This is a genomic window from Burkholderia sp. 3C, assembly GCF_054589155.1.
The window spans coordinates 1-11,629 of sequence record NZ_BAAILN010000100.1 but is presented as its reverse complement, the minus strand read 5'-3'; the positions used below and the strand labels follow the sequence as shown (position 1 = coordinate 11,629).

The 11,629-nt window shown below is 67.8% G+C and carries 10 protein-coding genes and 1 pseudogene; all 11 read right to left on the bottom strand.

Translation table 11 applies throughout. The features are described 5' to 3' along the window. A pseudogene (locus ACYP33_RS20545) lies at positions 1-350 on the bottom strand (lipase secretion chaperone); the annotation flags it as partial. Further along, complete coding sequence (locus ACYP33_RS20540; RefSeq protein ID WP_459623680.1) at positions 350-1,426, bottom strand: alpha/beta hydrolase; 1,077 nt, start codon at positions 1,424-1,426, stop codon at positions 350-352. The pseudogene ACYP33_RS20545 and the gene ACYP33_RS20540, both read right to left, overlap by 1 nt. Before the next feature lie 410 nt (positions 1,427-1,836). After that, a complete protein-coding gene (locus tag ACYP33_RS20535; protein ID WP_414441567.1) occupies positions 1,837-2,373 on the bottom strand; it encodes a cytochrome b in 537 nt (178 codons plus the stop codon). Between the two features lie 319 nt (positions 2,374-2,692). Then, positions 2,693-3,472 (bottom strand): peptidoglycan DD-metalloendopeptidase family protein, encoded by a 780-nt coding sequence (locus ACYP33_RS20530; protein ID WP_414447937.1) that lies wholly within the window; start codon positions 3,470-3,472, stop codon positions 2,693-2,695. 99 nt (positions 3,473-3,571) lie between these two features. Further along, positions 3,572-3,883, bottom strand: coding sequence for a cupin domain-containing protein (locus ACYP33_RS20525; protein WP_414441565.1), 312 nt, complete (start codon positions 3,881-3,883; stop codon positions 3,572-3,574). Positions 3,884-4,218: 335 nt separating this feature from the next. Further along, positions 4,219-4,548, bottom strand: a complete 330-nt coding sequence (locus tag ACYP33_RS20520; protein ID WP_414441564.1) for a DUF4148 domain-containing protein — start codon at positions 4,546-4,548, stop codon at positions 4,219-4,221. A 205-nt stretch (positions 4,549-4,753) separates the two neighbouring features. Next, positions 4,754-6,166, bottom strand: coding sequence for an NADP-dependent phosphogluconate dehydrogenase (gndA, locus tag ACYP33_RS20515; protein ID WP_414441563.1), 1,413 nt, complete (start codon positions 6,164-6,166; stop codon positions 4,754-4,756). Positions 6,167-6,273: 107 nt separating this feature from the next. Further along, positions 6,274-6,897: a DUF938 domain-containing protein gene (locus tag ACYP33_RS20510; RefSeq protein ID WP_459623677.1), complete on the bottom strand. Its 624-nt coding sequence runs from the start codon at positions 6,895-6,897 to the stop codon at positions 6,274-6,276. Between the two features lie 176 nt (positions 6,898-7,073). Beyond that, positions 7,074-7,973, bottom strand: coding sequence for an NAD-dependent protein deacetylase (locus ACYP33_RS20505; RefSeq protein WP_414447940.1), 900 nt, complete (start codon positions 7,971-7,973; stop codon positions 7,074-7,076). A gap of 443 nt (positions 7,974-8,416) precedes the next feature. Further along, entirely contained in the window at positions 8,417-9,985 is a 1,569-nt protein-coding gene (locus ACYP33_RS20500) for a purine-cytosine permease family protein (protein WP_459623675.1), read from the bottom strand. Between the two features lie 200 nt (positions 9,986-10,185). Further along, positions 10,186-11,629: NAD(P)/FAD-dependent oxidoreductase (locus ACYP33_RS20495; protein WP_459623673.1), on the bottom strand; the 1,444-nt coding region annotated here is incomplete at its 5' end.

Sequence of the window (11,629 nt, the reverse complement as noted above, 5' to 3'; positions counted from 1 at the left end):
AGTTGCGCCGCGATCTCGCGGCGCACCAGCGTGTCGAGCGCGGCCGGTGTGAGCTGGCTTTGCGCGCTCAGGCAGTAATCGAAGAAATCGCGCACGGCGCGCGTCCTCGCGAGCCGGCCGCCCGCATCGAGCGGCAAGCGTGGCGCTTGCGAGCCGGCCAGCGCGCTCGGCAACGACGCGGCCAACGTGGCAGGTACGCCCGATGCGTCGGGCGGCGCGCCGGCAACGGCAGCCTGCGCACCCGCCCCGCCCGCCTGCTCTTGAGGCACCGGCGGCACCAGCCAGAAAACGATCGCGCCGGACGCGGCCAGGCCGCAGGCCGCGTACAGCGCCAGGCGGGCCACGCCCATCAGATGCCCTGCAGCTTCAGACGGTTCACGTGCGTGCGGATCACCGCGACCGGGTCCTCGGCCTTCGCGCCGCGCACGCCGAGCAACTGGTTGATCTCGTCGAGATGGTTCCAGTGATAGCTGGTGCCGATCACCTGCCCGAACAGCGCGCTGCATCGCGAAACAAGGCCGTCGTTCTGGCCCGAGCCGCGATTGATCATGACCGCGCCGGTGCCAAGCAACGCCAGCGTGGACGGGTCGGTCAGGTTCGCCGAATCGATCAGGTTGACGCTGGTATCGCTCGCACCCGTCACGCCGAGCACCGTGGCGGTCGGCTGGATCGCCGTGCCGCCCCACGAATACAGCAGATGCGTGTTGCCGCCGACGGTCTCGGTCGACGCGCCCGTCTGGCACGAACTGGGGGCGCCCAGGCCCGCGCTCGGGAAGTTCCGGTTGTAGGTGGCGGTCTGCGCCGTGGTCAGCGTCTTCAGCGCGGCGAGCGCGTCCTGATTCGTGTTGTGCGAGCTGCTGATCAGCGCGCCGAACGCATTGACGAAGCCCGCGATCACCGTCGACGAGAGGCCGGTCGGGTCGGTCTTCAGCACGTCCTGCACGAAATCGGCGAATTCGGAGCCGCGATGCGGCGTGCCGATGGTCGTGACCGACGCCACCAGTTGCGGCGCGACGGCCGCGACATAGCGCGAGGTCAGCCCGCCCTGGCTGTGGCCGATCAGGTTCACCTTAGTCGCGCCAGTGGCGGCCAGCACCTGCTTCACGTAGGCCAGCAGTTGCTCGCCGCGCCCGTTCGGGCCGTCGTCGCTCTGGAATCCCGACACATTGGCGACGTACACCTGCGCACCGTGCGATTGCAGATCGCTCTGGATGCCGTACCAATAATCGACGACGTTGGCGAACTTGTCGGTGCCGGACAGGCCGTGCACGAGGATCACCGGATAACGCGTCGCCGCGTAGGTATCGGCCGCGACGGCCGCCGGGGCCACGGCCATCGTCACGGCTGCCACGCCCGCCAGCGGCATCGCCGCCACGGCCCACGCCACTGCCCTCGCCACCAGCCTGGAACGCATCGATCTGCGCATGCTTGTCTCCATCGTTATGGGATGTATCGATGTGGATGCAACGGAACGCCGCGGCGCGCCGAGGCGCGATCGCGGCAAGTGCGGAGTGAAACACGGGGGCGCGCGGCTTGTCCGCAATCGGACGGCTGTTTGGAAGCGCGTCTCTACTCGATTGACGGGAGCGGTGCGATCGGGCGGGCACGGGCGAAGCCGCGCGGTGTTGCGATGCCGCATCGATTCATGTGGGAGTGCGAATCGATTCGAGGAAGGCGCATCGTGAAGCGCGGCAAGCGCGAGATGCGATCACAGCCGGGGTCGACCCGCCGCTTGAACCCGACGATATGTTGCGGGCGCAACATTCCGCGATGGCGCGGCCCCGGAAAACAGGCCCCGGATACGGAAACCGAAACGATCGGGCCGCGCCGTCGCGCTTACGGCAGGATTCGGCGCAACGTGGTGTCGCGCTTCACGAAGTGATGCCAGAGCGCGGCCAGCGCATGCAGGCCGATCACGTAATAGAACAGGTTGCCGAGCAGCTCGTGAGTTTCCTTGAGCGGGCCGCGCAGGGCCGGATTGGCGTCGAACAGCGTGAACGACAGCCCGAGCGGCGCGATCGTGACCGGATGCCCGCCCATGTTGACGAACGCCATGCCGAGCAGCGGCTGGCCGAGCGTGAACAGATACAGCGCGAGATGCGAGAGCTTGGCGAGAAACCTCAACACGGCCGGCTGCGGCAGCGGATCGGGATGACGCGAGCCGAAACGCCAGAACACCCGCAGCACCGACAGCAGGAACACGGTGGTGCCCGCGCAGAAATGCACGTTCATCCAGAACGTGCGGCTATCGGTGCCCTTCGGCCCCCGGATCTCGATCGCCAGGTAGGCCAGCGCGATGCCCAGCACGATCGCCCAGTGAAACGCAATGGCCGGGCGGTTATAGCGAGGCTGGGTCGCTAGGATGTTCTTCATCGGGGCTCCGTTGGTCTTTCTTTATTGTGGAATCGCCTCCGGCGCTTGGCGGGCCGGGGCTGAAGCCGCGATTGTACCGGGCCGAAATGACGCGAGGCAGATCGAAACGCAAGGAATTCGGCGAGAGAAAACGCGCTGCGACAAGACGCCGGGGGATGGGCCGCGTGCAGCATCGAACGTTCCATCAACGTCGCGCCGCGGGGCCTTTCGGGATGCGCCGCGAGTGGCGCTGCGGGAACAAAAAACCCGCATCGCGCGAACGCACGATGCGGGCAGATCGAGTGCGGAACGGGCGCGCGACAGCGCGTGCCCGCCTGCCTCAGTTGTTGCGCGGCAGGAACGTGATCGGATCGGCCGGCTTGCCGTCCTGGCGCACTTCGAAGTCGAACGACGCACGGCCATCCGGATTGGTCGCCATCTCGGCGATCGGCTGGCCCGCCGTCACGGCATCGCCTTCGTTGACGAGCAACTGGCCGTTATGGCCGTAGGCCGTGATCAGGCCGCTCTCGTGCTTGAGGATCACGAGCGGGCCGTACTTCGCGACACCGGTGCCGGCATACACCACGCGGCCCGGCGCGGCGGCGCGCACGGTCTTGTCACCCGTCGAGGTGATCGTGATGCCGCGCGTCTTGCCGGGGATGAAGCGCGAGGTCACGGTGCCCTGCGCGGGCCAGGCCAGCGGCGTGGTCTGGGTTTGCGCCTGCGCCGCTTGCGTGTCCGGCAATGTCGAGACGGACGGCGCGGCGCCGGACGGCACCGGCGACGTCACGACGGTCGCACCGGGCGGCGGCGAGACGCGCAGCACCTGGCCGGGCGTCAGCATGTCGGTGGGCGCGATGCGGTTCCAGCTCGCCAGATCCTGCACGCGCTGGCCGAAGCCGGCCGCGATCGACGGCAGCGTATCGCCGGGATTGACGCGGTAATAGCCGGCCAGCACGCCGGCTTGCCGGGTGGGTTGCGGCGCGTTCGACGGCTGGTACGAGTCCGTCCACGGCGTCATCGTGCAACCGCCGACGAGCGCGGCGCCCGCGGCGAGCAGCGTCGCACGGGACACGGCGCGACGGTACGTGGTGGTTTCGGTGAAGATCGTTCTTCTCAAGCTGCCTCCCTGGTTTCGCTTCGCTGCGCCCGGCCGCGCATCGCATACGCGAGCCGGACGCGTGGCCCGGATCGGGCCGCCCCCGTGGGTGTGGGGGCTTCAGACGCTGCCTTCGGTTTCCACGACGAGAATACGGGCTTCTCCGCGCGGATGGGCGACGTGCTCCGTGCCCACCGTGGCATGAAAGATGTCGCCGGTTTCGAGCAAGGCTACCTGCTCGCCGGCGGCATCGCGATAGTGCATGTCGACTTGTCCGTCGAGGACGACGAACACTTCCTCGCCGTCGTTCACATGCCAGATGTAGGGCTGGTCGGTCCAGTGGAGCCGCGTGGTGATGCCGCGCATATTGGCGATATCGAGCGCGCCCCAGGCGCGCGACGCGGTGAAAGTCTTGCTGCGAATGAGCTTCATGTCGGATTCCGGCATGGCGGCGGTGGCGCCGCCTTCTCGCCGCGCGGCCCGGCCAGGCCGCTGCGTGCCCGTCGGATAGTACCTGCTCGGCGCGAATTTCGGAACCATCGCACCCTGATTCCCCGCACGGCTGGACGATTTTGCACCGTTTCCGGACCGGTAGCGGCATCGTTCGCCGTTCGGCCAGGAAGGCTGAACCGGGATGATTCACGCAGCAAAAAACAAGCCCGCGGTTCCTTTCGGAAACCGCGGGCTATGACTGCGACGTACTACTACCACGTCAACCGGCTATCGGTGCGGGTGGCTCGGCCTTGCGGCGCGCCACCCGCTTCCGATCAACGACCCTTGTAGATCGGGGCGCCGTCGGCGATGCGGCGAACCTTCGACGGCGTGCCCGATTCGGCGGCAGCGGCCGGTTGCGAACCGTAGCCGCTGGTGTCGGCGTTGGCGTAGTTTTGTTGCGGGTTGACGCGGGCTTCAGCAGCCTGGATGCCGGCCGGGTAGTCGGTGCGATCCGTACCCGGTTGGTAGCCGGCCTTTTCCAGTTGAACCAGTTGCGCCTTCACTTCGGCGCGGGTCAGCGGGCCGTTCGATTGTTGAGCGAACGAAATGGCCGGCACGGACAGGACAGCAGCGGCAGCAACAGCAGCGATCAGCGTTTTCATGATTAAACCTCCGAGACATTTTTTTTGCTTCACCGCACACACCATGTGGGCAGCGAGTGATGTGAAGTCTAGTCTCGTTCGAACCTAGGGAAAACCACTAATCGCCGAAAACACTGTTCTTCGAACGATAACAATCCGCCGATACCGGGACTATAAACCCTATTGATGTTGCTGGTATCTGCAACAATTACCGTTCGTGTCCGCCTTACGCCCAATCGGCGTGGAAGCTGCCGGGCTTGTCGGTACGCTCGAACGTGTGTGCGCCGAAGAAATCTCGCTGCGCCTGCACAAGGTTCGCCGGCAGGCGTTCCGAGCGATAGCTGTCGAAGTACGCGACCGCCGACGAGAACGCCGGCACCGGCACGCCGGCCTTCACCGCGGCCACCACCACGTCGCGCAGTGCTTCCTGGTAATTCGTGGAGATGTCCTGGAAGTACGGATCGAGCAGCAGGTTCGCGAGTTCCGGGTTGGTCGTGTAGGCATCGGTGATCTTCTGCAGGAAGCGTGCACGGATGATGCAGCCAGCGCGGAAGATGCGCGCGATTTCGCCGAGATCGAGCTTCCACTCGTATTCCTTCGAGGCCGTGTCGAGCTGCGCGAAGCCTTGCGCGTACGAAATCACCTTGCTCAGGTACAGCGCGCGGCGCACCGCTTCGACAAAGGCCGCGCGATCGCCGTCCGGCTTGGCCGGCGACGGCCCCTTGAGCACCTTGCTGGCGGCCACGCGCTGCGTCTTCAGCGACGACAGCACGCGCGCGAACACCGATTCCGTGATCAGCGGCAGCGGCACGCCCAGGTCGAGCGCGTTCTGGCTGGTCCACTTGCCGGTGCCCTTTTGCGCGGCGCGGTCGAGGATCACGTCGACCAGGTATTCGCCGGTCTCGTCGTCCTTCTTGTCGAAGATCTTCGAGGTGATCTCGATCAGGTAGCTGTCGAGCTCGCCCTGGTTCCACTCGGTGTAGACCTTGCCGAGTTCCTCGTTCGACAGGCCGGCCACCTGCTTGAGCACGGCATAGCTTTCGGCGATCAACTGCATGTCGCCGTATTCGATGCCGTTGTGGACCATCTTCACGAAATGGCCCGCGCCGTCCGGGCCCATGTAGGCCACGCACGGCTCGCCGTCGCCCGGCGCCTTGGCGGCGATCTGCTTGAGGATCGGCTCGACCAGGTCATAGGCGTCGCGCTGGCCGCCCGGCATGATCGACGGGCCGTGCAGCGCGCCCTCCTCACCGCCCGACACGCCCGTGCCGATGAAGTGCAGGCCCGATTGCGCGAGTTCCTGGTTGCGGCGGATGGTGTCGGTGAAATGCGTGTTGCCGCCGTCGATCAGCACGTCGCCCTTGCCGAGCAGCGGCTTGATCGCCGCGATGGTGGCATCGGTCGGCTCGCCGGCCTTGACCATCAGCAGGATGCGGCGCGGCGTTTCGAGCGACGCGACGAACTCCTCGAGCGTGTAGGTGGGAACCAGCTTGCGATCGGGGAATTCGGCGATCAGCTCGTCGGTCTTGTCGCGGCTGCGGTTGTACACGGACACGGCGTGGCCGCGGCTCTCGATGTTCAACGCCAGATTGCGGCCCATCACGGCCATCCCGACTACGCCGATTGCTTGTTTGCCCATGGTTCATTCTCCGAAAAAATCCTGGCGCGGCCCGGCCGAGCCGCGCGCCTAGCCGTAAAGGATAAGGGAAAACCTGTCGGCGGCGCTTGGTCGCGCCGCGCAGGTGTTCAGCGCACGCGGCGGCGAAACACGACGCTCAGGTTGTTGGCCGGCATCTCGACGACACGTTCCGGCTCGAATCCGGCAGCCTGCGCGAGTTCGGTCACGGCCTCCAGGTCGCGAATGCCCCAGGCAGGATCGCGGCGGCGCAACTGCGCGTCGAACGTGGCGTTCGACGGCGCGGTGTGCTCGCCGTTGCGACGGTACGGGCCGTACAGCAGCAGTACGCCGCCGTCGCCCAGCACACGCGACGCGCCCGCGATCAACGCACAGGCCGCGTCCCAGGGCGCGATATGGATCATGTTGATGCAGACCACCGCATCGGCCGCGTCGAGCGGCCAGGTGTCGGCGCGCACGTCGAGCTGGCGCGGCGCGAGCAGATTGGGCAGCGCGGCATCGGCGGACCAGGCGGCGATCGAGGCCAGCGCGTCGGGATCGGGGTCGGTCGGCTGCCACGCGAGATGCGGCAGCGCGGCGGCGAAATGCACGGCGTGCTGGCCGCTGCCGCTCGCGATTTCGAGCACGATGCCCTGGGCCGGCAGCACCTCGTGCAGCACCGCGAGGATCGGCTCGCGATTGCGTTCGGCGGCCGGCGCGTGCAGACGTTCGGGGGGCGTGATCGGGTGGCTCATGCGGGAAGCGCCTCGGTGCGAAAGGATGCGAAGCGCGCAGTGTGCCGGATTGGCGCGGAGCGCGATAGCGGGCGGGCGGGCGCGTGCCGTGCCCGCGCCGCCGCTTCGGGGCTTCGGGGCTTCGGGGCTTCGGGGCTTCGGGGCTTCGGGGCTTCGGGGCTTCAGGGCTTCGCCGCTCAGGCGCCGGCTTGCTCGCCGTGCGCCGCGTCGGCCAGCCCGAGCCGCGCGGCCAGCGCATCGAGCGTCGAGCCGCACGCCGCCTCGATCTTCAACGCGAGCAACGGGTCGGCGCGCGTGCGGCCGAGGTTCAGCGCGGCGACGGGCTTGTCGCGCTGCTGCGCCCAGACGCAGAATCGGTAGCCCGAATAGACCATCAGCGACGAGCCGACCACCAGCACGGCGTCGGCTTCGTCGAGCGATTGGCTGGCGGCCGCCACGCGCTCGCGCGGCACGTTTTCACCGAAAAACACCACGGCCGGCTTCAGCATGCCGCCGCACAGCGGGCAGGCCGGCACGCGGAACGCGTCGAGCGTATCGAGTTCGAGCTGCGCGTCGCCGTCGGCCAGCGGCACGGCCTCCATCGCGAGCAGCGCGGGGTTGTCGGCTTCGAGCATCGGCTGGATCGCGGCACGCGCGTGATGGGCGCCGCAGTCGAGGCAGGTCACGCCGTCGATGCCGCCGTGCAGCTCGATCACGCCGGTGCTGCCGGCGCGCTGATGCAGGCCGTCGACGTTCTGCGTGACCAGCCGGCCCACTCGCCCGGCCGCGCCGAGCCGGGCCAGCGCACGATGCGCCGCGTTCGGCCGGGCACGCCCGACAACCGGCCAGCCGAGCATGCTGCGTGCCCAATAACGGCGGCGCGCGTGCTCGGAACCGACGAATTCCTGGTACTGGATCGGTTGGGAGCGCATCCATTGGCCGTTGCGATCGCGGTAGCCGGGGATGCCGGAATCGGTGCTGATGCCGGCGCCGGTCAGCACGAACAGGCGCGGATGGCGTTCGACGAAGGCATGCAGCGCATCGAGCGCTGCCGGGTCCGCCGTATTGGCGTCGAACGTCGTATCGAGGAGGGTCATGGCTGGGTGGGGTGGTCCTGCCGACGGCTTCGGGCGGAACGCCGCCTCGTGCGCCAGCGAGCGTCCATCATACCGAAGCCGGTTGGCCCGCGTGACACGCCGCGCCAAGGCTCGATTACAACGGGGCCGGAACGAAAACGAATGGGATCGATGCCGGCTGAAACGCCCGAACGGCAGGCCTGGCGAGGCTTTGTCGTTGCACCCACACAACGAATGACGAAATCGCTTGCCAAGCCTAGTACTAACCCTTAGTATTGCGTCTGTCTCCTCCATGTCTCCAACATGGATTCAGCCCGCAACAGTGTTGCGGGCTTTTTCTTTTGTGCCGCCGGTTCTCTTCGGCACCGTTCCCCCGCCTACCCTCCGCCCAGCGCCACGGCGATCCCGAGCACGCTCCACTGCGCAAACGCGACGATCGTGCCTACACCTGAAGGCCCGCGCTCCTACAGGGCGCTGCGGCCGATCCGGGCCGCGCCGTCCGTTTCGCCTTCGCCGCGTGCGCTGCCGATATCACCACCCGTGACGCCATGCAGCGCGCCGCGCACCAGCCGCCGCCCGCCCGGGCCGTACACGGCATCCGGTTCCGGAAACATCGTCAGGAGTGCCAGATACAGCGCGCCGCCGAGCACCAGCGACACCGGCACGCTGAGGTCGAGCCCGCCCGCCAGGTTGCCGAGCACGCCCACGAACTGCCCCGGCAGGTTGACGAAGGCCAGCCCGAGCAGCGCGGCCGGCAGCCACGCGCCCATCGCGCGCAGGTTCCAGCCGTGCGTGAACCAGTAATGGCCGCCGCGCCCGCCGCGATTGAACACCTGCAGATCGTCGGCCAGGTAGAAGCCGCGCCGCGTCACGTAGCCGATCACCATGATCGCCATCCACGGGCAGCTGAACGTGCCGATCAGCGTCGAGAAAGTCGACACGCTCTCCACCAGGTTGAACGCGAAGCGTCCGACGAAGATGAAACCGATCGCCAGCGTGCCGATCAGTAGCGTCGCGCGCACCCGGTTCAGCCGCTTCGGGAACATGCTCGACATGTCGAGGCCGGTGCCATACAGCGCCGTGGTGCCGGTGGACATGCCGCCGATGATCGCGATCACGCAGGTCGGCAGCAGGAACCAGCGCGGCGACACGGCGAGCAGGCCGCCCACGTAGTCGTTCGACGCGATGAACGACGGCGCGTGGGTGGCGATGATGGTGGCCGTGGCCAGCCCGAAGAAGAACGGCACGAAGGTGGCCAGTTGCGCGATGAACACCGCGCCCACCACGCGATGGCGCGGCGTGGTGTCGGGGATGTAGCGCGTCCAGTCGCCGAGCGTCGAGGCGAACGACACGGGGTTGCTCATCGCCACCAGCGCCGCGCCGCAGAACGCGGCCCAGAAGCCGGGGCCGCCGGTGTGCAGCGTGCCCGCGTAACCGGCGTCGAAAGCGCCCGAGAACGCGAACGCCCCCACCACGAACATCAGGCTCGCGGCCCATACGGCGATCTTGTTCACCCACAGCATGAAGCGGAAGCCGTAGATGCAGACCACCAGCACCAGCACCGCGAACACCAGATACGACAGCCCCACCGTCGCGCCGTTGACGGGCACCCCGACCAGGCTGTGCGCGCCGCCCACCAGCGCGTCGCCCGAGCTCCAGACCGCCAGCGAGAAAAACGCCACCGAGGTCAGCAGCGCCAGGAACGAGCCGACGATCCGGCCATGGATGCCGAAGTGCGCGCCCGACGACACCGGATCGTTGGTGCCGTTGCGCGTGCCGAACAAACTCATCGGCGCGAGGATGCAGGTGCCGGCCAGCACGCCGAGCAGGATCGCGAGCGCGCTGTCGCGAAACGACAGCCCGACCAGGATCGGAAAGCTGCCGAGCACGCAGGTGGAGAACGTATTGCAGCCGCCGAACAGCAGCCGGAACAGGTCGATTGGCCGCGCATAGCGCGAGGCGTCGGGGATGCGTTCGAAACCGAAGGTCTCGACCCGCGTCATGCTGGTGTCGTCGTGGGAGGTGTCGTTCATTGTCTCGCTCCATTCGGGCGTCGGTCCGGCCGCGTTCGCGGCCTGGCCGGGGTGTTGTGCCGATCGCTTGTCATGCGGGTGCGCGCGGGGCATCGCGCCCGCGCGGGTCGTGCGGTGTCAAAAACATCGGAGAACGAATCGATGGCCCGATGCGGGCGTGGCGCGGCGGCCTGCCGGCCCACCACGCCACGCGCCACGCGTCACATCGGGAAACCCATCGCCTTGATGCCGCGAATCCAGGCGCGCTTCCAGCCGCCCTCTTCATCCGCCCCATCGAACGCATGGAACGTGAGCTTCGCGGCCAGCCAGCGCACCGGCTCGGGCGGGATGTAGGTCGGGCTCTGGTTCGCGATGTCGAGCCCGCGCTCGGGGCTGTCGCGATCGAACAGGATGTTCAGGCCCATGAACGCACCGAAGCGGCTGGCCGCCACGCCGAAGCCCGTATAGCCGGCCACGAACACGGCCTTGTCGCCGAGATAGCGCTTGGCGAACACCGAGCCGCGCGAGCAATAGTCGATCGGGCCGCCCCAGGCATGCGAGAAGCGCACGTCGGCCAATTGCGGAAAGGTGCGGAAGAACGCCTGCGCGAGCCGCGTGTAGGTGTCGTGCCGGCCGTCCTGCTCGGGGTTCGGGTTGCCGTCGAAGTGATAGCTGACCAGCCCGCCGAAGATGATGCGGTTGTCCTTCGTGAGCCGAAAATAGTTGAGCTGGGTACGCGTGTCGTAGATGCCCTGGCGGTTGCGCCAGCCGATCCGCGCCAGTTGGGCTTCACTGAGCGGCTCGGTGGCGAGCACGTGATCGCGCACCTGCAGCACGCGGCGGTTGATGTCGGGAATCCCGACTTTCGCCGTGCCGCTGCCGAACAGCACGCGCGGCGCGCGCACGCTGCCGTTCGGCGTGGCCGCCAGCACGGTGGCGCCCTCGTCGCGCACGTCCTGCAACGGTGTGTGCTCGTAAAGCCGCACGCCGAGCGACAGCGCCGCGCGCTTGAGGCCCCAGGCCAGCTTGGCCGGATGCACGATGCCGCTGCGGTTGCGCGACCACAGGGCGCCGGCGAACAGCGGCGAGTTCAGTTGCTCGAGCGTCTGCTGCCGGTCGAGCAGCACCACGTCGTGGCCGTAGCGCGTGTGCAGCGCATGATCGTCGCGCAGATGCGCGACGTGCTCCGGCTCGACCGCCACCGTCATCTCGCCGTTCCATTCGATATCGGCATCGATACCGTAACGCGCGAGCGTGGCCTCGAAGCCGTCGAGGTTGTGATGGCCGAAGCTTTCGAGTTGCGCGATGTCGTTCGGGAATACGCGCACCGCGTTCGGCAAGCCGTGCATCACCGAGGTCGAGATGATCCCGCCCGCGCGGCCCGACGCGCCATGCGCGACGCGCCCCGCCTCGATCACCACCACGTCCAGTTCGGGCATCTGCTCCTTGGCCTGCACGGCGGCCCACAGGCCGGTGAAGCCGCCGCCGACGATCAGCAGATCCGCCGTGGTGTCGCCCGACAGCGCGGCTTCGGCCGGCGGCTCGGCCGGATTGTCGAGCCAGTACGGCATCAGCTTCGCGCCGGACAGCGCGCGCGCCGCGTCGGCCGGCATGGTCTCGCGCGCGGCGGATGGGGATGCCGTCGCGCGCGACGGTTCGGCGCCG

Bases quoted from the DNA above. Each gene is read 5' to 3' on its own strand.
- ACYP33_RS20540 (WP_459623680.1), bottom strand. From the start codon at position 1,426: ATGCGCAGATCGATGCGTTCCAGGCTGGTGGCGAGGGCAGTGGCGTGG.
- ACYP33_RS20535 (WP_414441567.1), bottom strand. From the start codon at position 2,373: ATGAAGAACATCCTAGCGACCCAGCCTCGCTATAACCGCCCGGCCATT.
- ACYP33_RS20525 (WP_414441565.1), bottom strand. From the start codon at position 3,883: ATGAAGCTCATTCGCAGCAAGACTTTCACCGCGTCGCGCGCCTGGGGC.
- ACYP33_RS20520 (WP_414441564.1), bottom strand. From the start codon at position 4,548: ATGAAAACGCTGATCGCTGCTGTTGCTGCCGCTGCTGTCCTGTCCGTG.
- gndA (WP_414441563.1), bottom strand. From the start codon at position 6,166: ATGGGCAAACAAGCAATCGGCGTAGTCGGGATGGCCGTGATGGGCCGC.
- ACYP33_RS20510 (WP_459623677.1), bottom strand. From the start codon at position 6,897: ATGAGCCACCCGATCACGCCCCCCGAACGTCTGCACGCGCCGGCCGCC.
- ACYP33_RS20505 (WP_414447940.1), bottom strand. From the start codon at position 7,973: ATGACCCTCCTCGATACGACGTTCGACGCCAATACGGCGGACCCGGCA.
- ACYP33_RS20500 (WP_459623675.1), bottom strand. From the start codon at position 9,985: ATGAACGACACCTCCCACGACGACACCAGCATGACGCGGGTCGAGACC.